This window comes from Halomonas sp. GFAJ-1 (assembly GCF_000236625.2).
Lineage (GTDB): Bacteria > Pseudomonadota > Gammaproteobacteria > Pseudomonadales > Halomonadaceae > Vreelandella.
On sequence record NZ_AHBC01000040.1, the window covers coordinates 39,736 to 62,073 of the forward strand.

The window sequence follows — 22,338 nt, forward strand, 5'->3', positions numbered from 1 at the left end:
AACAACTGAGGTAAACAGGATGTTGGCGATACAGGGCATGGTGGTGCAGCGTGGTCAAGGCACGCAAGCACATAAAATACGCTTGCCAAAATTATGCCTATCACCAGGTGAGTGCTTGGCGATTACCGGCCCTAGTGGGTGTGGAAAAAGCACCTTATTAGAAGCGGTGGGGCTGCTTTTGGCACCCAGCGCGCTTGAGCATTTTATTCTGGGGAAAGCACAGCACGACGTTGCAACGCTTTGGCGTAATCACGAGCAAGGTGAACTGGCTAAGCTTCGTGCACGTGATATAGGGTTTGTGCTGCAAAACGGTGGGTTACTGCCGTTTTTAAATGTGGCTGACAATATTGCCCTGCCGCGTCGTCTGCAGGGGTTGCCCAATAAAAGCGATCGTGTTGAGCAAGCCGTCGAACGCCTGGGTTTAACGCTGCTGATGGATAAACGTCCGGCAATGCTTTCCATTGGTGAGCGTCAACGGGTCGCTTTTGTGCGTGCTTTGGCACACGAGCCACATCTGTTATTGGCTGATGAACCCACCGCCGCACTTGACCCTCATAGCGCGCATGGGCTCTTTGCACTGTTTATGGAAGTAGTGGAAGAGCTACAGCTTGCCGCGCTAGTCGTCTCTCATGACTGGGATCTCGTTCAGACATTCGGTTTAGCGCGCTTTGATGCCATCACGTTAAAAGGGGAGACCGTCTTTGAACCCCGCAACTAAGCGTTTTCGACTGCTGGCATCGTTAGCATTAAAAGATCTCTGGCATGACCGCAAGGTGTCGATGTGTATTGCCGCGGCGCTGGTTGCCGTGATTGCGCCCTTATTATTGCTGTTCGGGCTTAAGCATGGGGTCGTCAGCCAATTACAGTCGGAGCTACTTAATGACCCTCGCAATTTGGAAATTCGTATGATTTCCAGCGGTCGTTATGATGCTGAATGGCTTGAAGAGCTGCGCAACCGCGCTGAGGTGGGTTTTGCAATTGGTATGACACGCTCACTTAATACCCAAGCAGATTTAGTGCGGGATCGCCGCCATTTCGTCGATAACGCTGAAATTATTCCCACAGCGGAAGGTGATCCTCTACTGGCATCACTTTCGCTATCTCAGCCCCTTCAAGGAACTGCGGTCGTACTGAGTGAATCGGCTGCTCGTCGCTTAAATGTGGGCGTTGACGAAGAGTTGAGTTTGTTTGTCAGCCGCCGTCTTGATGGCCGAGCAGAGCGTGGTCAGCAATCTGTCATTGTGAAAGGTATTTTACCCGCTGACGTTTTCCCCCGACCGGCTGCTTTTGTCACGCTACCGCTATTGATTGCACTTGAAGATTTTCGCGATGGCTACCGTATAGACTCCCTTGGGGTGGAGACAGGTGAGCAACGAGGTGACAGGGAAACACATTTTTCTCGTGCTCGTTTGTATGCCGCCGACATGGATCAGGTGGCGAAACTGGAACAGTGGCTCAATGCCCAGCATATCGATACGGCCAGCCGCTTGGCTGAGATCGAGAATGTAAAGGCCATCAACCATGTGTTGGGGCTGGTGTTTGGGGTTATTGCGAGTACCGCGTTGGTAGGTTGTTTAGCGTCAATGCTAGGCGCTTTCTTAGCTAACATCGATCGTAAGCGCAAGGATTTAGCAGTGCTTCGCCTATTGGGCTTTGATCGTCCGGCAATCGCGGGATATATCGTCTTGCAGGCCAGCACGCTAACGCTTGCAGCGTACGGGGTTGGACTTGCTCTCTATGGGCTGGGAAGCCAGATATTTAACCAGGCCCTGGCAATGAGTACGACAACCGGGAGCGTTGTCTGCCGGATCACCTTCGTGCACGGCGTGATGGCCCTTTTATTGGCGTTGTTAGTTGCCCTCGTCGTGGCGTTGATTGGCATGCTGCGCGCTTTCAGTATTGAACCTGCGGAGAGTCTGCGTGAATTATAAATCCCTTAGAGAGTTTTCCCGACATTGGGGTGGTGCAGGGTGCGCTGCTGTTTTGCTTTTTCAGGTGGGCACTGCCTCAGCCGAATGGGATGAGCGATTGTATAATCCCATGCCTCAAGATGATGATGTCATTCTGCCGATGCCTTGTGATGGCGCCATGGCGTTTCGCAAAGTGCATATTCCGGCGACTGGACCCCTTGATGATTTCCCAATCAATATCGGTCAGGACGGTACTGGCTGGGGGTATGTTGAGCAGCGTCGGCCTTCCTATGTTTCCGGTAATTTCAGTGAAAGCGAAGGCGTCTCGCGTTACTACCTACTGGCTAAGTATGAAACAACGCAATTGCAGTATGACGCCTTAATGAGGGACGAGTGTCCGTCACCTTCAACGCGCTTACGCTTGCCGGTGGTATCAGTGAGTTGGTTCGAGGCAACAGCGGCAGCGGACCGTTATAACCTTTGGCTGCGTGAGAACAGTGAAGATGCTTTGCCGCAGGAGGATGGAGTGCTGGGTTTTGTGCGCTTGCCCACAGAAATTGAGTGGGAATATGCCGCGCGGGGTGGCTTAGAAGTTGATGTTGCTGAGTTTCGTGATGGTCGATATCCCATGCCGGAAGGCTTGAATGCATATGAGTGGTTTGCTGGCCCCCAGTCGGCTAACGGTCAATTGCAATTAGCGGGTTTACTGCATCCTAACCCACTGGGCCTGCATGACATGTTGGGAAATGCGGCAGAAATGATGTTTGAGCCGTTTCGCCTCAATAAATTAGATCGCCAGCATGGGCAAGCAGGTGGATTCGTTGTGCGCGGCGGCAGTTATCTAACACCCCAGAGCGATATTCGCACAGCATTACGCGGCGAAGAGCCTTATTACCGGGACAGCGGCCAATCCCAAAGTGGACAAGTAGGCTTTCGCTTGTCGCTGGTGGCACCGACTTTGACCTCGCGGGATCGAATTGCTGAGATCGAAGCCAGCTGGCGCGAACTGGGCGCAGATTTAGAGTCTACAGACGGATCTCAAGATACAGCCGGAACGGTTGAGCAGCTGAGTAACTTGGCGTCTGAGCTTCAAGATAGTGCATTACAAGAGCAGTTGCGCGACTTAGAGAGCCAGCTAAGAGCAAGTAACCAGCGCCAAGAAGAAGCACGCAACTTAGCCGTGCGCGCGAGTCTTAATCTGGGGAGTTTTCTCTGCACTAAGTTAGAGGATGACGGCGTTTTCCTCGATTTTCTCCATAATAATTACCAAATTAACTGTGAGTCTGGCAACGCAGATGCAAGCTGCGGCATGCGTCAACAGCGCCTAGAAGAGCAGGATGCGAGGCTGCAGGCATTAAGCCGTTACTACGCCAGTAGCTTGGTCGAGTCAGCCACGTTGTACGGTGAAAGCTTGCTCAAAGAGCAAGTTGAAGTATTTGAGGAAATTATCACTCGTAATCGACAGCTCACTCCGCTTAAGCCCTATCTACACACTCACTGGGAAAACCAGCGGGAGTATCTGCAAGAGCAACACATTTCCACCAATGCCTGGCTGGAAAACTGCAAAGCTATGGCCAATTAAAAAAAACGCAAGGGAACTTACTATGCAAAGCAATCAGATGTCTTTTAAAGCACGCACGTTAAGTTTGAAGAAAGCACTAATGATGTCAGCAGTGGCTGGCAGTATGTTGGTGCTCAGCGGCTGTGTGACGACAGGAAGCTCGATGCTATCTGGTAACGGCAGTAACGCTGCTGCGGACCCGCGACTAACCCAAGGTAGTGATGCGCAGTTCTTTAGTCGTTCAGGTTATCAAGCCTGTGCAGCCGGTGCCGCAGCAGGCATGTTGGGTTGTGCTATCACCAATCCGAGTAATAGGACGCAGTGCATGATTATTGCCGGGTTAGGTGCTTGCGGTGTTGCCATGGGTGCCAACTATTATCTTGATCAACGTCGCAGCGAGTATGCCAATACCAGCGAGCGTTTAGAGGCAATGAGTGCGGATATTCAAGAAGACACTCGTAATGTCATCGCGCGGACTGAAACCGTGCGCGAGGTGATGGAAGAAGATAAAGCGCGTATTCAGCGCATTCAAACTGATATGGAAGCACAGCAACTTGACCAAGCGGCCGCGGAGCGTGACTTGGCAGCTATCGATAGCAATATTGGGATTTTGCGTCGTGAACTAGCTAACATGCGTAAGAAAGCAGATAGTTATCAAGAGGTTGCTGCCGCAGAGAGAGTGGAAGCCAGTCCCGCAGAAATGGCGCGTGTCGAACAGGATATCGACGTGATGAACCAGCAGGTGTTGGCACTGCAGCAAGAAGTGGATGAACTCTACAACATGCGCTCTGCTATCACGTTGGGTTAAGGAATCGAGCAAAACATTATGAAAAACGCCATGATAAGTAAAACCATAATGATAGCCAGCAGCGTGGTGTTGCTGGCCGGTTGTGCGACTACGCCGGAACAGTGTGATCCTTATAATCGCGATGCGAGCCTTGTAGCAAAACTCTCTTGTGATACCTCTGGGGCCTATCGTGCTCAAGTTGAGCAGCGCGAACAGCAGGTTCGTCTGGATCAAGAAGAAAACGCCTTGTTTCATCAAGTTTATAGCGACATTCGCGCCCAGCAGCAGGCTACCCGCGAGGACTTGAGTGTTCAGCAAGAAAAGCAGCAAGCACTCAATAGCTCTCTACAAACATTACTGACACGCTTGCAAGCGCGTAGTGGTGAGGAACTTGGGCTTCAGCATCGTCTTAATGCCATTGAGCAGCAATTGAACGCTAATCAAGAGCCTGCCCGTGACGAAGCAGAAATTGAGGCCCGCAGAGCGCGTTTAGCTGAACTTGAGCAGCAGGTAAGCCGTCTTCAGCAAAGCTTAGGCTATGAATAAGGCGGAAGAGTAACAATGCAACGGATCCTGCGTGATACCCAAGTGATGCTGGGTGGTACTTTTGAAAGCTATCAGGCCAAAGTCGCGCTTATTCATCGTCATTTTCCTCCTAGCATTGGCAGTATGTTCGCCCTACCACGTAACGGTCAGGGGGATACGCTGGAGTGGTGGACGGAACTGCCGGGTCAGCCGCTGGTGTTTGATGCTTTAACAAAAGATGAGCAATCTTTATTGTTGGAGCGTTATGAGCAACGCCAGCAGAGCTTAGGGCGTTTGGCCGATGAGCTGGTTAGACGCGGTGATAGTGACGCTGGCGAAAGCTTGCGAACCTTAATAGGCCCCGCTGAAAAGCAGCACCTTTATAGCCTCAACGGCGAACCCGTAGTGATTCGTTGGGGCGCGGATATGGTGAAAGCCACCGCGCCTATCGTTACGCCTAAGCCTGCTCCGGTGGTTACGCCCGTTGCCCCTGTAGCAGCGGCGTCACGCCGTAGATCGTTCAAGCCGCTGTTGTGGTTGTTGCCGTTACTTCTACTCTTTGCTCTGGGCTGGCTGCTGTATCTATTTTGGCCTTTGGATCGCTACTGGCCGCGCTGGTTTGGAAACGATTCAGGGGCCGTGCCTTACGCATGCCGTGAGGGTGAGCAAGGCTTACCACCAGAGTTTGTATTGATTTTTGATACGTCCGGTTCGATGAATCTCAATATTGCGGCAACACAAGAGGATGAAGAGTGGTATTTCGGCTTATCTGGGTTTCATCAGATGATGCTGCGTAATACAGGCAATGAGCGTCTCTTATCATTGGAGTCAGGAACCTCTCGATTAGAGGTCGCCAAGGATTCTGTATCTCATATTATTAACCAGCTTCACCCCGATATTGATACTGGCCTCATTACCTATGCAGGGTGTGGTTCTCCAGTCAAACAAGGGATATTCAGCTTTGACCAGCGAGAGCAGCTGATTGCCGGTATCCAGTCTTTACATGCCTATGATGGCACCCCCTTGGCTGAAAGCTTGGTGGCAGCAGCCGGCTTAGTGGATGGCCGGGAGCGGGATGCAACCATCATCGCTTTTGTCGACGGAACCGACGGTTGTGGGCAGGATCAGTGTCACATTGCAGCAGAGATTGCCCAAAATCAGCCACGGCTTACGATTAACGTCGTCGATGTGACTAAAGATGGTCTCTCTAATTGCTTGGCGGAACAGACCGGTGGTCAAGTGTTTAGCTCACAGGATGCTATTGAAATTAGCAGCATGCTGGAAAAAGCCAGCGCTCAGCTACTCAATGCTAACTATTGTGAGTAAGAAGAACTTGCCAGCCGGTCAGGTTGGTTCTACTGCGAGTAATAAACAAGCAGTTAACGGTGAGGCAATGATGCCTCTGCGCCAATGGCGCGACAAAAATTCAAAAGGAAACGGAAATGTCTCAGTTAAAAAACCAAATTGGTACGGCTATTGTGCCAGCGGTTATCCAGGCGCTTATGGTATGTGTCGTACGATTTTTTACTATTCCCTGGTCAATTTGGAAAGGAGCGGCGTTACGCCTGGCTGCAATGCGCCAAAGTAGCGATGAAGAAAAAGTTGCTTCTAGCAAGTCCGAATTTCCGGTTTTTGATTGGTTCAGGGCCGCTTGGGATGGTGCTATTTTTTTGTCTTGGTTTGTTGGCATACTGGCAAGTGTCATTGCGCTGATTGGCGGTAGTATGGGGTATGGGGGCCTCATGGCAGGTATAGCGGCGGGTATTACCGTGTTGGTGTATTTTTACTTCGCGGTTATTGGCATGTCGCTGCTAAAAGAAGGTTTAATCTTGGTGTTGTCAATTGCATTGAATATGGAACGCTTAGTCAATAAAGGCGAAAAACAGTCTTCATAGTTGTTTGGCACCCAATCAACTAGCAACACGGCAAGTTCTTCTTCGTTCGAAACGCCATAGGATAACGTGATCCTGAATGCAGCGGAGATCTCCCTGCACTCCTCTTCAACCCGTCGGCCACCGTCTAGGGTGGTCAACGGCTACATACTTCAGCAAGCCGGAAATGTGGCTGCTGCGCGGTTTCTCTCCGCAAAGCCTAATAAGGAGTTAGCCACGTGCGTTTGCATTACCACGGCCTTATGCCCGAGCGAATAGGGTTTGTTTTATTGCCCCGCTTTTCAATGATGGCATTTTTTTCCGCTGTTGAACCCTTACGTATTGCCAACCGTATGAGCGGTCGCCCCCTGTTTGACTGGACGCTGTTTAGTTTGGATGGTGAACCCGTCAGTGCCAGCAACGGCATGACGCTGATGGTTGATCAGCCGATTGGCGACTGTTGGGACTTACCCTCGCTGGCTGTCTGCAGCGGCTTTGAACCAGAAGCGTATCTAACGCGGCCTTTGGTCAGTTGGCTACACCGTTTAGACCAGGCTGGCTGCGCACTGGGCGGCATTGATACCGGCTGTTTTCTACTGGCTGCTGCCGAACTGCTGAAAGGTGAGCGAGTAACGCTGCACTGGGAGAGCCTGCCTGCTTTCCGTGAACGTTTTCCGCTGATTGACACATCCGATGAGCTGTTTGAGCTAGGGGAGCGCCGGTTTTCCTGTGCAGGCGGTGCGGCGGCGATGGACATGGCGTTAGAGGTTATCAAGCAGCGCCACGGCGCCAAGCTGGCGGTGGATGTCTCTGAGCAGCTAATTCATGAGCGCTTAAGAAATCGCCACGATCAGCAGCGTATGTCGCTGGCGCGCCGATTAGGCTCGCATAATCGGCGTTTAATTGAAGCGGTTGCGTTAATGGAGCGCCACCTGGAAGCGCCGTTACCCCTGATAAAGATTGCCGAGCGAACGGGGGTGTCGTTACGCCATCTTCAACGGCTATTTGAGGAGCATCTTCATCGAACGCCGCGTCAGTGGTATTTGTCACTTCGTTTGTCGCGGGCGCAGCGCCTGCTGATGGAAACCGATATGGACGTGTTAGAGGTAGGTATTGCGTGTGGCTTTGCATCAAGCTCCAGCTTTGCACGTGCGTATCGCACGCATTTTGGCTGTTCACCGGTAGAAGCACGACGCCAGTCACGTCAGTAGCTAAGCGGTAATTTGTCGCTTTATGAGTGTTTTATGTCGCTCAATGTCGTTTGAATTGTTGTTTAGTTGGCAGACTTGACGAGGTATATCGCCAAAAGAGGACATAATAATGCAGCGTACATTCATTGGTGTGAAAAGTATTGGCGCACTCAGCTTGGCAGGTTTCACGGCGTTGGCTGTCTCCGCCCCTGCATCGGCTGGCCTTGATGAGGTGCGGTTTGGTGTGCCGCCCTGGCCTGGAGTTACCGTGAAGTCCGAGGTAGCGGCACAGCTGATGGAAACGATGGGCTACCAAACCCGCCAACGAGATTTAGCGGTTAGTGTTATTTTGGCTGGCTTAACCCGTAACGATGTGGATGTTTACTTGGGCGGTTGGTATCCGGTGCAGACGGATATGGTAGAGCCGCTGGTGGCCGATAATAAAGTGGAAAAACTGGTCTCCAATATTCAGGGAGCGAACTCTGGTTTAGTGGTACCGCAGTACGTGTATGACGCCGGCGTAACGTCGGTGGCCGACCTGGACGCCCACCGAGACCGCTTCGACGGCGAGATACAGGGCATCGAGGCGGGCACCGGTATTAACACGGCGATCCTCGCGGCGATTGATAACGATATTGTGGGGCTAGGCGACTGGTCGCTCAGAGAGAGCTCTACGGCGGCAATGCTGGCGCAAGCCGAGCAGAAAATGGCCAACGGCGAGTGGGTGACCTTTGTAGGCTGGGAACCCCACTGGATGAACGTCAGCTTCGATATGGCCTATCTGGATGATGCCGAAGGTGCCGGTATTGCTCAAATTGGGAGCACTGTATGGACGATTGTGCCTGCCAGCATGGCGGCAGAAGACCCCCAGTTGCATAGGTTCCTTTCTCAATATGTGGTGGATATTGAGGATCAAAATGCCTGGGTGCATAGCTATAGCTACGAAGATCGTCCCGCGGATGAGGTGGCCTCTGAGTGGATCAGTGCCAATTTAAGCACTGTAGAGACTTGGCTGGAGGGGGTCATGGCGAAAAATGGTCAGCCGGCAATAGAGGCAGTGCGCGCCAATTACCAGTAACTGAGCGTTAATGCTCTAATCGTTGGTTGAGCGCCTGGCAAAAATCTTGCCAGGCGCTTTGCATTTCTGGCAGCAGGGCATGGGCATGTAAGGCGGCGTGCACCATCGTGCTGGCGCTGCGATACCCTACCTGCACACCGTTACGGCGCCAGGCAGCAACGGCTTGTTCAAGTGGAGCGGTTAATGGGTCGTGCTCAACGCTAAGCACTTCCAGCTGCGCTTTGGGTGGGAGTGCATCGATCTGAGTGTTCAACCCCGGGCAGAAAGAAAGCAGTGATAAGACATCGTTACGGCTAAGCAGCGGGGCATCAGGACCCAGCGTTTGTGGGTTAAGCGGGCCAACCGGCGGATAAATAAGCCCTAGCGGAACGCTATGCGTTAGCCGCGTTAACACGTCCAGCGCCAAGCGCCCGCCTGCGCTATCACCAACGATGGCAGCAGGCGTTATCACGCGGGTGGCGCTTAAGCACTCCCCCAGCATGTCGCTGTAGTCCGCTTCAGGCGCTAAGCAATAGTCGAGACTGACAACGTGGCGCGAGAGTCGGTCAGCTAGGCTTGCCGCAATACCATGGTGGCTGTGGACGGATCCCAGCGTAAACCCCCCGCCGTGAATATACATAATGCGACCCGGCTTGGCGGAGGCAGGAATAAAATGCCGAAGTACGCTGCCTTCCCAAGGCTCGTCGGTAATGCGCATGCCGGCTGGGTTAGGTGGGGCAAATGTTTGGCACAGCTGGTCGTAGCGCTGGCGCGCCTCTGCGGGCGTACTACGCGTGACGTTAGCTAAGCCTCGCTCAAAGCGGGTGATAAAGGTGTCGATATTCATAGCGATACTCGTTATTCACGGCTGCTTTCGTTAACCTCCCGAGGCTTATTGAGCACTAGGCGTCAACGAGAGACGCCTAGTGTCATCGTGTGCCTTAGCTCAACGTTTCTTACGGCCTGTATTAAGCGACTCGCGGAACAGCGAAAGCAGTACGCCGGCTGTCATTACCAGCACCACCACGCTCAGCGGTAGAGCAGCTGCAATCAGCGCTGTTTGCAGTGCGCTTAGACCGCCTGCCACCAGCAGCACCGCCGCGACTAAGCCAATCACTACGCCCCAGAAAACGCGAAAGCGTATGGGCGGCTCGTTATCGCCTAGCGACAAAATAGTGGTGAGCACTAACGTCCCTGAGTCTGAAGAGGTAACAAACCAGCTCATTAGCAGAAAGACCATGAGGGCTGAGAGAATCCACCCAAAGGTACCGCTACCCACAATCCCATCCGCCGTGGCAAACAGTGCAGCCGGTAGGTTCCAGGCGTTTACTAGCTCTATAATGCCAGCGCTGCCCGGTCCGCCCGTGGCATAAAGCTCCTGGTGCATGGCGTTGCCCCCGAAGATGATCAGCCAAACAAAGATGATCAGGGTAGGCACTAACAGAACGCCCAGTACAAACTCGCGCAATGTACGGCCCTTGGAAATGCGGGCAATGAAAAGGCCCACAAAGGGAGCCCAGGCGAGCCACCAGCCCCAGTAGAAGATTGTCCAGCCCTGTTGCCAGGCGGCGTCTCCCTCCTCATCGGCGTACCAAAGCCCCATGGGAATGAAGTTGATGGCGTAGTCGAGTAACGTCTCGCCGAAGGTCATGATGAGCCACAGCGTGGGGCCTGCAATGAGGAAAATGCCGACGACAATCAGGGATACCCAAATATTCAACTCTGAAATAAGACGAATACCGCCACGTACGCCGGATACAGCGGAAAGTATTGAGATAACTGAAATGCCAGCAATCAGCATCAGCTGAGTAGTTAGCCCAGGGTCAACCCCCACGAGCCGCTCTAACCCAACGGCCATTTGGCTAACCCCAAGGCCCAGAGATGTTGCCACACCAAATACGCAGCCCAGTACGCCCAGGATATCGAAGAGATGACCAATAGGGCCAAAAATGCGTTCACCTATAAACGGATAAAGCGCCGAGCGCAGTGCGAGTGGCAAGCCTTTTCGGTAAGCAAAATAAGCCAGTGACATACCCACGATGACATAGATGGCCCAGCCGTGAAGCCCCCAGTGAAAAAGGGTCACGCGTAGCGCATCGATAGCACGTTCGTGCCCAATCGCGGTAGCACCCGCCATATCTGCATGAGGGTTGTTGGGATAGCCAAAGGCGCCGGTATCGTCGAGATAGAAGACGGGTTCTGCGACGCCGAAAAACAGAATGCCAATGCCAATGCCGGCAGACAGCAACATCGCAAACCACGCAAAATTGCTGAACTCCGGGCGGCTATCGTCAGCGCCAAGCCTTACGCTGCCGAAGCGACTAAAGATGATAAAGGCACAGACGGCGAGTAGCAGCATGACGGTTACGAGGTAGTAGCCGCTGAAGGTGCTCTCAATCCAGGCGCGTGTGGTACCAAAGACGCCGCTCGCGGTCTCTGAACCAAACCCAGTGAAAAGTACAAAAAGCAGCACAAGCGCGCTCGCGGTTAGCGTCATGCCCTTGTGCATGCCTTGGAAAAAGCCGCCTTGCGCCAGCTCAGTCACCATGTAGTCAGTGCTGAGCTCGGCCTTTGGTGAATTGTTATGAGGCGGCGTGGGTCGATGAGGGGGGGTTGGCGTAGCGATATTCATGTCCTCCTGGGCCGGGCGTCGGGCCGGCAGTCCCGATGAACCGCCCGTATTGGCGGACGGTTCTTATTGTTTTTCGTGTTGTTATCGCCGTATAGCGATGATTCGGCTAGCCTGTGACGGCCAAGCCGAGGGCGCCGCTAGGGGCAGCGCATCAATGGCTTGCTCAACGGATAGGGGGAAGGGGGCAGGGCGGCCGGTATCACTGTCGATGCCCATTAGCATCTGCTCGCTGGTCGCTAACAGGCTGCCTTCCTCGTCATGCAGCTTGAAGAAAATATGCAGCCGTTTAGTGTCGCGATCCAGCAGCGTCAGTTCTACGCTGAGTGGCTGCCCTTCGTGAGCCTCGCGGCGATAGCAGAGGTGTGTTTCAAGGGTATAGAGGGTGTAGCCGTGGCGCGCACGGCCTGGTTCGTCTAGGCCGACGTGCTCCATTAACGCCTCGACCGCCAGCGAGAAGACCCGAGCGTATTCGGCATCGTTCATATGTCCGTTGTAGTCGACCCAGTTTGAAGCCACACGGCTCTCTAAAATGACCATTAGATACGTCCTTCCAAGCCCTCGGCTTCGGGCCAATACTTTTGTACCAAGCCCAGCAGCTCCACCAAAAAGTCATCGCGGCGGCGGTCAAGCTCAGCCACTGGACGCCCCGCAGCTTGGTGCTCACAGCCCTCCACCACACGGTCGATCAGCTCATCGGTGAGTTCCGGGGCTTCCAGTTTTGTCCAAGGGAGTTTTAGCGCTGGGCCAAACTGCTCCAGCATGTGGCGCATGCCCTGTTCGCCACCTGCCAAATGGAAGGTGAGGAAGGTGCCCATCAACGACCAGCGCAGACCGCAGCCGTAAACTACTGCGGCATCGATCTCTTCGGTCGTTGCCACTCCATCATTGACTAAGTGCAGCGCTTCACGCCAGAGTGCTTCCATCAGGCGATCGGCAATGTGCCCTTCAATCTCTCGGCGCACAACCAGAGGGCGCATAGCAAGCGCCTGGTAAAGCGTGCGGGCGCGCTCTAGTTGGTTAGATGCGGTCGCTTCACCGCCCACCAGTTCCACAAGCGGCAATAGATAAACTGGATTAAAGGGGTGCGCAACGATCACGCGCCCCGGCGCCCGTGTACAGGCCTGCTGCAAGTCGCTGGGCTTGAAGCCGGATGTAGAGGAACCGATCAGCACCTCTGGCGCGCTAGCCGCATCCAACGCAGCCAGAATCTTACGCTTGAGATCCAAACGCTCTGGCACGTTTTCTTGGATCAGATCAGCACCTTCCACCGCTGCTTCTAAGCTGTCTACAAAGCGCAGCCGCGTTGGGCTGGCGTCTTTAGCGAGACCATGCTTTTCCAGCGCTGCCCAGGCATTGTCAACGAAAGCGCGGGTACGCTGTGGTGCATCGGGGTCTGGGTCGAAGGCCACAACATCCCAGCCGTTTGCGAGCGCCCGTGCAATCCAGCCGTTGCCGATAACGCCCGTGCCGATAACCGTGAGCTGTTGGCTCATGATTGACCTCCATTAGCCTGACCTTCAATACCACCGGTATGCGGGTTACGTAGTTTGAGGTGCGCGCGCGTTTCAGCGGGTGTCATCACGCGGGCGCCCAGGTTCTCAATCAACGTAGCTGCGTGCTCTACCAGCTGGGCGTTGGTGGCTAGGGTGCCTTTTTTTAGGTAGAGGTTATCTTCCAGGCCAACGCGGGCATGGCCGCCTAGCAGCACGGCTTGGGCTGCCATGGGCATTTGATGACGACCGATACCGAAGGCGGCCCACTGGGCGTTTTCTGGCAGCTTATTGCGCATGGCTAACATGGTTTCAGGATCGGCCTCAGCGCCCCAGGGAATACCCAAGCAGAGCTGATAAAGAGGATCGCCTTCAATCAATCCCTCTTTCTGCAGTTGCCGGGCAAACCACACGTGGCCCAGGTCAAAACACTCAAGCTCCGGTTTAACGCCCGCAGCTTGTACCAAGCGGGCGTGTTCGCGAAGCCAGTCAGCGGGGTTTACGTAGACCATATCGCCAAAATTGAGGCTGCCGCAGTCGAGCGTACACAGTTCGGGCAGTAGTTCACCGACCGGCTCATGGCGCTGAGCCGGTGTTTGAATGTCCGTGCCGGGGCCACCACGGGTGGGGTCATTAGCGTCAGGAATCCAGTCGCCGCCACCGCCTGCGGTGATGTTCATAACGATATCCACGTCGGCTTCGCGCACACGCTCCATCACTTCGCGAAAGTGATCTAGCGAGTGGCTGATGCCACCCGTTTCTGGGTCGCGCACATGAATATGCGCTATGCTAGCCCCGGCTTTCGCGGCGGCAATGCAGTCATCGGCTATTTGCTTCGGCGTGATGGGTACGTGTTGGCTTTTTGTTGTCGTGTCGCCAGCGCCAGTGACTGCACAGGTTAAAATCACGTTTCTATTCACTTGCTGCTCCTTTTAGGGCTAAGGGTTTGGCCCTATTGTGGCAACAAGTGCTGACTCTGAGTGTGCGCTAAGCGACGCAAAGAAATTGCAAGGCGACATAAGTGGCTCGACTTAGTTACTGATCTCGGGTTCAGAAGGTACGAGGTGCGTAGCTGCATTATTTGCAAAAAGAAATGCCGCCCCTAGCATAGGCTAGCAGGGCGGCGCTGAGTGTAGACCTTAAAACGTACGTTTAGACCAGTGGTAGGCGATGGCAAGCTAAAAGAATAGTGTTGTTCACTATACTATTAGTAAATCGGTCGTTTTAATTAACCTTTGACTCAGTTAGCGAGAGCGGCTGTCGCGTTATGCATGTCACTATGAAGATCACTGAGTGACACATGCTTGATCTCTTCAATATCGGTCAGTTCTGTAAGGTCAATACTCATATAGTTAAGACTGTCATATGTGCGAACGTAGAGCTTCCTCTGCGCCAAATCAGTAAGCGTGACCCATGACGTATACTCTGAAGTATAGACGCGGTTGTCATGCACACCCGGTGCCGTAATGTTGGCGATACCGTCTTTAAAACGGTTATCTATTGTGATGCCTCGGGGGCGGTCAAAGTTATTCATTATTTGCGACAGCGTTGTGATAGCTCTCTCGGGGGTTTCTGCTTTTTCAGCGAAGTTTGCATAGTAAAAAGCACGCACAAACCTGCCAACTGAGGTGTTAGAAGAAGGTAGTGCGGCTGTTGCTATACCTGAATCTGGTTGCTCTAAACGAACACCTTGGGCGTCAAGGCGTGAGTGGTCAATATTGCTTAAGTGAGTGTAGTTATTCATGTTTGTCATGTGCCAGGAGAACTCTGGGCCATTCGTCATAACACCTAAAGGGTTATCAATGATGTTTTTTTCACCATTAAAGAACTCAATAACCGCCGACTCTCCGCTAGCATCATGAATAACATAGTGAAACGGCGTACTGAGCAGGTGTCCGGGAAGTAACGACGTTACCATAGTCGGCTGCTCTGCTAGTGCATCTTTCACCGCTGAAACCGTATCAAACTGTGACAGAGCCCAGGCACCGAGATCTATGGCCGCTAGTACCGCTTGGGTGTTATCCACCATGTCGGTTGGGCCTTCTGCACTTGGGAACGCCAGAAGGCTGAACGTTAAACCCTTGTCGTTGAGACCCTCAACCACTTTAACATCACCGGATATTGGGTCGGGCACGCCGATAGAGACAAAAGCGTTTTGCCCTGTAAAATCAAGCGCATGGTGTTTATCTGCTTGTGAGCCGTACGTAGCGCCCTGTGGGAAGTACGATACCTTATAAGGAAGCTCCATAGGCAGCTCCAATGTCCGCCCAGCATAGGCGTTGTTGTGAGCATCACTGTAGAGTAGTGATGTGCACGCCAGGAGTGCGGGCGCTATCAACAACCCTGATACAGCCACCGTTAGCGCAGATAGTGTCGATTTTTTACGTTGGGACATGTCGTGATCCTTGCAGAAAGGCATAGCCTTGAAACACACAATAGAGGGCAGCGTTTATTAGCGTTGTGAGTGGCAGCCTTCTGACTGTTTTACACTGCCACTCCTGGCTTCCGCAGGCTATCAGATGCTCCAGCCAGCGCTCTGTGATTAGGCGCGAGCTACATATTTAATCAACATTTGCTGGGCGCGACTTTGTACGCCGTTGCGGCATGGGTATGTAGTTCGGGAGGCTTGCTGTTGCCACCGTACTCCTCTAACCACTTGCAGGCGTTGATGATATCGTTGGCTAACCCTTTGAGAACGTTCTTGTTTAGGTGTGGGCGTACGACGATGCGCAACGAGCGAACTTCTTCAGCGGCGGGTGGCATGGTGTAGGCGGATAGCACCCAGCCACGCTCGCGCACTTTGGCGGACACGTCGAACTCATTAAAATTGCTGTACTGCTCTTTAAGCGTAAGGGCGACCACAGGGATGCGTTGGGTCTCATTCATGATGGTGAAGTAGCCACTGTCTATCAGCAGGTCGCGCAGATACTGAGAGTTCTCGACCGTTTTGGTCATGATGCGCTGATAGCCATCAAACCCCAGTCGTATGAAGCCATAGTATTGCAAAGCGATCTGAACGGCATTGCGCGAGAAGTTAAGCGTTGCTGTAGGCATCTCCCCGCCCAGGTAGTTCACATAAAAAATTAGATCCTTATTAAAGACCTCTTTTTCACGGAATATCACCCATCCAAGACCAGGCGGTACAAGCCCAAATTTATGTCCAGAAGCATTGATGGACTTTACACGGGGAAGGCGGAAATCCCATTCATATTCCGGGTAACAGAAGGGGTTAACAAACCCACCTGAGGCGCCATCGATATGCATAGGAATAGAGATGCCCGTGCGCTTCTCATAGTCATCTAGCCAGTCATGAATTTCCTGAATATCATCATCTTCACCGGTGAAGGTCTGACCCGCAATCGCCACAACGCATATCGTATTTTCATCGACATACTCTTCAAGATGCTCGGCGGTCAGGCGGTAGTTGCCAGGTTTGAGGGGCACGATTCTTGGTTCAACGTCGAAATAGCGAAGGAATTTTTTCCACACAATTTGGACATTTCCGCCTGTGACCATATTCGGGCGTGTTGTGTCTTTACCAGCCTTTTCCCGGGCCTGTCGCCAGTTCCATTTATGAGCAAGCCCTGCAAGCATGCAGGCTTCGGATGAGCCGACGGTAGCCGCGCCGTAGGGCTCAACATCCTGTGGGCCGTTCCACAGCGTATGCAGCCACTTCACCATTCGGCGTTCCATGTTGAACAGTTGTGGATACATATCGTGGTCGATATGGTTTTTAAGAATGTGTTCTTTGGCTAGCTCGACCTCTTCCGGCTCCATAAATGTTGTAACAAAGGATGACAGGTTCATCTCCGGGCGAGCATCTGTCCATGCTTCACTGTTAACAATCGCTTTAGCAGCACGTGGATGAATACCTTGGCGTGGCATATGATCTTCAGGGACTTCCATGTTAAACATATCCCAAGGCGACATTTTGCTTGATTCAGTATGGTTCTGATCACTCATTTCTGCTCTCTCCATGATGTCTTTCTGTAAAGATAAGCCTAAGGCTATCGAAATTTAAAGTTTTTTTATTCAAAAATAAATTATTATTTGGCTTCTCTTTGATGATTGTTTTAGCTTGCTATCTTTTTGGTAGGATTTTTTTATCCTGAATGTAGGAAAGGAAATGATTTTTTTGTTATAAAAATTATTTTTCTTATAATCTGCGAGCGCTGCTATAGAGATGCTGCTTAAATTTTATTGCGTGGATCTGTAGCGTAGTTGTATTGTAAATAAAAACTAAATTAAGCATTGATGGCGATTTTTGACGACTAGCGTTAAATATGAGGTAACGTTAAATTAACGCTAGCAGGGAGCGAACAAGACGATGGTTAATTATTTAGTTGAGTGGATACCGACCACTCTTCGCAATCATCAGGAGCTGGCGATTTTTATTACGTTAGCAGTCGGCTACTGGATCGGAGCGAGACGGTTTGGATCATTTAGCCTTGGCGCTGTAACGGGAACGCTGCTGACCGGTATTGTGGTTGGGCAACTAGGTATTGATATATCAGATCAGATTAAGTCTATCTTTTTTATTATGTTTCTATTTGCCGTTGGTTTTGGCGTGGGGCCGCAGTTTGTTAGAGGTATCGCCTCTGATGGCTTGCCTCAAGCACTGTTTGCTGTGGTGGTTTGTTGCGTCATCTTGGCCTGTGTTGCAGGAGCCGCCATGGTAGCGGGATACGGCCCGGGTCTGGCCGCTGGCTTACTGGCAGGCTCACAAACGATCTCCGCTTCTATCGGTATTGCGACGGATGCGATGGCGCGCACTGGTATGTCGCCAGAGCAAATAGCTGACCAAGAAAATCTCATTCCCGTTGCCTACGCCATTACCTATATTTTTGGCACCGTTGGAACAGGCTGGATATTGGCGTATCTGGGGCCAAAACTGCTGCGCGTTGATATCGCGGCGGAGTGCGCGCGTTATGAGCGCGAGCACTCCATTGGAGCACCTTCAGGAGGAATGGGAAGTGCCTGGCATCAGCATGAAATTCGCGCATTTCGAATTCCTGCAGGTGGTCGCGTGGAGGGAATGACCCTTGCCCAGGCTGAGGCGGCAGCCGGCGAGCGGCTATTTATTGAAGGGGTGCGCCAACATAATCAGGTTGTCGAGCCTACCCCCGACCTGGTGTTGAAAGCAGGCGATGTAGTGGCTGTTTCCGGTCGTCGGCAAGCGCTGGTAGCGCTATCAAATATGACCGAAGAAGTTGAAGATCGGGCGCTTATTGATATCCCTGTGGAGGCTGTGGATGTTTTGGTAACCGCTAAATCCGTTGATGGTTGTCAATTGATTGAACTTGCCAAGGAGCCTTTTGCCCGCGGTGTCTACTTAAACAGCGTTCGCCGTGGCTCGGCTGGTGTAGAGGTGCCGATACTGGCGCAAACCAAGCTCCATCGGGGTGATATCGTGCGCATCACGGGTACCGCTACCCATACTGCGAGAGTGGTTGAAGCGCTTGGCTATGCAGATAGGCCAGCCACAATCACTAACATGGTATTAGTGGGGCTTGGGATCTGTGTCGGGGGGCTAATAGGCTCGCTGATTCTACCTCTCCACGGGGTGCCGATTACGCTTGGAACTTCTGGCGGTGCGTTGATAGCGGGTATTATTTTGGGCTGGTATCGCACGGTGAACCCAAGAGTGGGCAATGTGCCAGAGTCAACACTCTGGTTTATGAACTCGGTGGGCCTTAACGTCTTTATTGCGGTGGTGGGCATTAGTGCTGGTCCTACTTTTATTGCAGGCCTTCAGCAGGCGGGGTTCGGTATTTTCTTTGCAGGCCTATTTGCAACGGGTATGCCCATGGTACTTGCGCCTCTAATTGGTAAGTATATTTTCCGCTTTGATCCTGCTATTAATCTTGGCTGCTGTGGTGGTGCTCGAACGTCCACCGCTTCTGGTGCCATGGTGTCAGAGGTGGCCAAAAGCAACGTACCTATGCTTGGTTACACCGTACCTTACGCAGTTTCCAACACGCTGCTAACGCTATGGGGGCTCGCTATTGTCTTGCTTCTCAATATTGGGTCAGGGGGATGAGTAGTGCTGACGCTTAATAGGTTGTTAACTGCTGCGATGATTGTAAGGCACGTTTTTAAGCAACTGACCCTAGGGAGCGTGGCGCTTGTGCTGCTCACTGGCTGCACCATGCAGGCCCATGCGCCATCGATGCCACTGTATGGTTCCTTCTTTCCTGTATGGCTGCTGGCTTCTTTGCTCGGCATTATGGGTGCCGTACTTATCAGAGTGGCCTTTATACGTGTCGGATTAAATGAACATCTTCCGGCCCCGGTGCTGGTGTACTTATGTTTAGCGATCCTATTTAGCGTGATTATTTGGGCGCTATGGACTGGAGAGCTGGCACTATGAGCGAAACAAAACATAAGCCTGCATTGAACCGCATTCCAATTAAGGCGATGTTCGTCCGCATAGTAGGTTTTGCAATAATAGCTGCAGCCGCCATGGCTGTTATATGGGTTATTACGCTCCGAGAAAGCTCGCTCAGTACCGACCACGCTTCCATTAGAGCGACGACCGTGCCCATTGCTAGCCACGTTCCGGGGCGTGTTGTGGATGTCTTCGTCGAGAATAATACGTTTGTCGAGGCGGGAGACTTACTCTTTCGTATCGACCCTGAGTTTTACGAGCTAAGAGTCGAGCAAGCGCAAGCAGTTCTACGTACTGCCGAGGCAGAAGTTGCGACAGGTCGCCGCTTAATTGCCGCCCAAGACACAAATGTGGACATCGCCACTCGCCAGATTGATCGAGCCCGCAATCATGTAGAGCTCACTCGTCAGACGCTAGAGCGCCTGGAAAACCTATTGCCCCGCGGTATGGTTACGGCTCAGCAAGTCGATAACGCACGCTCTTTGTATCAAGATGCTCTGATCTCGCTGGATGAGACGTTGAGTCAGCAGGCCGCCGCTCAAACGTTGGTGGGTTCGCTAGACGCTGCAATGGCGCAGGTTGATCTGGCACGCTCAGCGCTAACGATGGCAGAGCGAGAGCTGCGCGATACCCACGTCTATGCCCCTATTTCTGGTCGTATTACCGGTGCAGATATTGGAGTAGGCACCCATGTCATGGTGGGCGTTCCCCTATTTACGCTGATTGATACTGATGAATGGAGAGTGTCTGCGCTGTTCCGTGAAACAGAGCTGCCAAATATTCATATTGGAGCGCCGGTCGATGTCTTTGTCATGTCGGCACCCAATCAGCGCTTGAGCGGGCGGGTTGAAAGTCTAGGATATGGCGTCAGAACCACGGATGAGATCAATATCATTGGTTTGCCGATTGTGGATAGCTCGGTTGACTGGGTACGTGTGGCGCAGCGCTTTCCAGTGACCATTCGTCTTGATGATCCACCGGAGGAACTGATGCGCATTGGTGCTTCGGCCTCGGTGATCATCCGTTCGGTGCAGTTGCATGAGTAGCGCGCCCCAGCGATCCCCTCGAGGGGTTGGCGGCACGCTGCTTGCAGAGCTGAAGCCGTTTGATGGACGGCTAGTGATGTCTTTGCATATTGCGTTACTGTGCGGCATGACCGCCGTGCTGACCATGACGCTTCAAGTGCCGTTGGCGCTGCTCTCCTGCTATCTCATTTTTCTCATGTACCGAGATAACGCAGGGGAGAATATTGTCATCGGCGTTGGTCTGATTCTGGCCGTAACGATCATTATTGCGCTTAGCGTGGTGCTGATGATGCTGGTGGCAGGCTCACCTGCTTTGCGGCTAGCCATGATGGGGGGCGTTACCTTCGGGAGCATGTGGCTGGCACGTGCGAGTAAATTGGGAGAGCCCGCGGGTCTACTTGGGTTTATTCTCGTCTTCATCCTGTCTGCTTACGACTATATCGGCATGCCAGGGCTGGTGGTGCGCGCATTAACCTGGGTATGGATGGTGGTGTTTGTGCCTATGGTGCTGCTTGCCGCCTTGGGAGTGTGTGCTGGTCGCAGTCCATATCGCTTGGTGCAGAAACGGCTGCGTGAACGGTTGGAAGTATCGGCGCACCTATTGTCAGGCGGAGATCCCGTCGATGCTGAACCGCTGCTGCAAGAAGGTAACACTGCGGGGGAGAAGCACCTTGGGATGGCACGCCTTTTGGGCCAAGTATCGCGGGAATCGCATGAGCGGATGGCGCAACAACTGTCGGCTAGCTTCCAGCTGCTTGCGGTCGCACAGTCAGCGGCAGTGGCAGGAAAGCGTTCACCGGAATGGAGTTCGCTTTTGTCTCAGTTGTCACAGGGTGAGGCTAAAACGCCTTTACCCACAGAGGAAGATCCAGTGGCGCAGGCTATACGTGCTTATGCCGAGCCTCTGGCTACTCAGCCGAACTCGGCACCACACGCTGCAAAAAGCGCATTTTTCCATCAGGATGCGTTTTCTAACCCCACCTATATCAGGTTCGCTCTTAAGGTGTTGTTGGCTGTTTTTTTGACCTACACCTTGTATACCAGTATCGGTCTTTTTGAAATTCACACTGCTATGGTGACCTGCTTTGTGGTGGCGCTTAGCTCCTCCGGTGACACCCTTCAAAAAAGCACCCTGCGCATTATTGGCTGTCTTGTTGGCGTCGCCATGGGCGTTTTTTCTGTGTATTTCGTCGTGCCTCACCTGAGTGATCCAGGGCACCTCTTTTTGTTGATCACGATAGGCAGCTTTATAGCCGGCTGGGTAGCAACGGGATCATATAGAGTGCAGTACGCTGGTTTCCAAATGGCGTTGGCGTTTTTTATCTGTGTGCTGCCCGGTTCACCGCTAAGCTTTGGCCCAAACTATGACCTGGCGGATGCCGGCTACCGTATCCTCGGCATTCTTGTGGGTATCGCCATCATGGGGCTAGTATTTTCATTGATCTGGCCGGAAAAAGCGGGGGATTCTCGAGCGTTGGAGACCGATAAGGCGCTCGCGAGTATGGCCAGAGTTCTGAGGGGTGAGGACGCGCTAGAAACCGTTTATGGCCATCTTGATACCGCTCAGCATGCGAGTGAAGTGATGAAGTTTGAGTGGCCTCGCTTTGAAAGCGCAGCAGACGCCGCAGGTACCCAGCGGCTTGCGGTAGCCTTACAGTTGGCACAGCTGCTACCTCTTATGAGCGCCTCTGCCGCCGCGCCGCTGGCTGCTGCCTTGGAAGCATCTGCGAATCACGAACGCTTTGAAACACTCAACGCTGTGGGAAGCGGTGATGTCGCGCTCGACCGTGCGTTTGCGCTGATCCATCTATTGTCTGAAGAGGGGGAAAAAGCATGAGGAGAGCGCTTCAGCGATTAATGCTCGTCGCAGCGTGTGGGGCAATAACGGGCTGTGTGCAGCAA

Annotated in this window: 20 protein-coding genes; 13 read left to right on the forward strand and 7 right to left on the reverse strand. The window is 52.8% G+C overall.

Annotated features, from left to right (window positions below; all coding sequences use genetic code 11):
- Positions 1-19: 19 nt before the first annotated feature.
- The 9 genes from MOY_RS11370 to MOY_RS11410 all read left to right on the forward strand — a co-directional run bounded on the left by MOY_RS11370 (position 20) and on the right by MOY_RS11410 (position 8,922).
- Positions 20-718: an ABC transporter ATP-binding protein gene (locus MOY_RS11370; RefSeq protein ID WP_009099824.1), complete on the forward strand. Its 699-nt coding sequence runs from the start codon at positions 20-22 to the stop codon at positions 716-718.
- Positions 702-1,931, forward strand: a complete 1,230-nt coding sequence (locus tag MOY_RS11375; RefSeq protein ID WP_009099826.1) for an ABC transporter permease — start codon at positions 702-704, stop codon at positions 1,929-1,931. Before MOY_RS11370 ends, MOY_RS11375 begins: the two co-directional genes overlap by 17 nt.
- Before the next feature lie 109 nt (positions 1,932-2,040).
- Complete coding sequence (locus MOY_RS11380) at positions 2,041-3,492, forward strand: formylglycine-generating enzyme family protein (protein WP_009099828.1); 1,452 nt, start codon at positions 2,041-2,043, stop codon at positions 3,490-3,492.
- Between the two features lie 22 nt (positions 3,493-3,514).
- Complete coding sequence (locus tag MOY_RS11385; protein WP_009099829.1) at positions 3,515-4,279, forward strand: hypothetical protein; 765 nt, start codon at positions 3,515-3,517, stop codon at positions 4,277-4,279.
- 30 nt (positions 4,280-4,309) lie between these two features.
- A complete protein-coding gene (locus MOY_RS11390; protein ID WP_035540655.1) occupies positions 4,310-4,804 on the forward strand; it encodes a hypothetical protein in 495 nt (164 codons plus the stop codon).
- A 15-nt stretch (positions 4,805-4,819) separates the two neighbouring features.
- Positions 4,820-6,109: a vWA domain-containing protein gene (locus MOY_RS11395; protein ID WP_009099833.1), complete on the forward strand. Its 1,290-nt coding sequence runs from the start codon at positions 4,820-4,822 to the stop codon at positions 6,107-6,109.
- A gap of 116 nt (positions 6,110-6,225) precedes the next feature.
- The gene (locus MOY_RS11400) at positions 6,226-6,678 is read left to right on the forward strand and encodes a hypothetical protein (protein WP_009099835.1); all 453 of its coding nucleotides are present in this window, start codon (positions 6,226-6,228) and stop codon (positions 6,676-6,678) included.
- Between the two features lie 215 nt (positions 6,679-6,893).
- Complete coding sequence (locus tag MOY_RS11405; protein ID WP_009099837.1) at positions 6,894-7,865, forward strand: GlxA family transcriptional regulator; 972 nt, start codon at positions 6,894-6,896, stop codon at positions 7,863-7,865.
- A gap of 109 nt (positions 7,866-7,974) precedes the next feature.
- Positions 7,975-8,922 (forward strand): ABC transporter substrate-binding protein, encoded by a 948-nt coding sequence (locus MOY_RS11410; protein ID WP_009099838.1) that lies wholly within the window; start codon positions 7,975-7,977, stop codon positions 8,920-8,922.
- Between the two features lie 7 nt (positions 8,923-8,929).
- On the opposite strand, the gene MOY_RS11415 is transcribed toward MOY_RS11410, so the two are convergent.
- The 7 genes from MOY_RS11415 to MOY_RS11445 form a co-directional block, all read right to left on the reverse strand.
- Positions 8,930-9,748: an alpha/beta hydrolase gene (locus MOY_RS11415; protein WP_009099840.1), complete on the reverse strand. Its 819-nt coding sequence runs from the start codon at positions 9,746-9,748 to the stop codon at positions 8,930-8,932.
- 99 nt (positions 9,749-9,847) lie between these two features.
- Entirely contained in the window at positions 9,848-11,533 is a 1,686-nt protein-coding gene (locus MOY_RS11420; protein WP_009099842.1) for a BCCT family transporter, read from the reverse strand.
- A gap of 81 nt (positions 11,534-11,614) precedes the next feature.
- Positions 11,615-12,070 carry a thioesterase family protein gene (locus tag MOY_RS11425; RefSeq protein ID WP_009099843.1) on the reverse strand — a complete coding sequence of 152 codons (456 nt, stop codon included), beginning with the start codon at positions 12,068-12,070 and terminating at the stop codon, positions 11,615-11,617.
- Positions 12,070-13,026, reverse strand: coding sequence for an L-carnitine dehydrogenase (locus MOY_RS11430; protein ID WP_009099845.1), 957 nt, complete (start codon positions 13,024-13,026; stop codon positions 12,070-12,072). The genes MOY_RS11425 and MOY_RS11430 overlap by 1 nt, the downstream gene beginning before the upstream one ends.
- The gene (locus MOY_RS11435) at positions 13,023-13,943 is read right to left on the reverse strand and encodes a 3-keto-5-aminohexanoate cleavage protein (RefSeq protein WP_009099846.1); all 921 of its coding nucleotides are present in this window, start codon (positions 13,941-13,943) and stop codon (positions 13,023-13,025) included. Before MOY_RS11435 ends, MOY_RS11430 begins: the two co-directional genes overlap by 4 nt.
- Positions 13,944-14,263: 320 nt before the next feature.
- On the reverse strand, positions 14,264-15,418 hold the full coding sequence (locus MOY_RS11440) for a linear amide C-N hydrolase (protein WP_050949569.1): 1,155 nt from the start codon (positions 15,416-15,418) through the stop codon (positions 14,264-14,266).
- A gap of 170 nt (positions 15,419-15,588) precedes the next feature.
- Positions 15,589-16,986, reverse strand: a complete 1,398-nt coding sequence (locus MOY_RS11445) for a glutamate decarboxylase (RefSeq protein WP_009099851.1) — start codon at positions 16,984-16,986, stop codon at positions 15,589-15,591.
- A gap of 364 nt (positions 16,987-17,350) precedes the next feature.
- Between MOY_RS11445 and aspT the strand changes: the two genes are divergently transcribed.
- The 4 genes from aspT to MOY_RS11465 all read left to right on the forward strand — a co-directional run bounded on the left by aspT (position 17,351) and on the right by MOY_RS11465 (position 22,273).
- Positions 17,351-19,063: an aspartate-alanine antiporter gene (gene aspT, locus MOY_RS11450; RefSeq protein ID WP_009099854.1), complete on the forward strand. Its 1,713-nt coding sequence runs from the start codon at positions 17,351-17,353 to the stop codon at positions 19,061-19,063.
- A gap of 3 nt (positions 19,064-19,066) precedes the next feature.
- Complete coding sequence (locus MOY_RS11455) at positions 19,067-19,393, forward strand: YtcA family lipoprotein (protein WP_009099856.1); 327 nt, start codon at positions 19,067-19,069, stop codon at positions 19,391-19,393.
- Positions 19,394-19,485: 92 nt separating this feature from the next.
- Positions 19,486-20,457 carry an HlyD family efflux transporter periplasmic adaptor subunit gene (locus tag MOY_RS11460; RefSeq protein ID WP_235803697.1) on the forward strand — a complete coding sequence of 324 codons (972 nt, stop codon included), beginning with the start codon at positions 19,486-19,488 and terminating at the stop codon, positions 20,455-20,457.
- A complete protein-coding gene (locus tag MOY_RS11465) occupies positions 20,450-22,273 on the forward strand; it encodes an FUSC family protein (protein ID WP_009099860.1) in 1,824 nt (607 codons plus the stop codon). The genes MOY_RS11460 and MOY_RS11465 overlap by 8 nt, the downstream gene beginning before the upstream one ends.
- Positions 22,274-22,338: the final 65 nt, after the last annotated feature.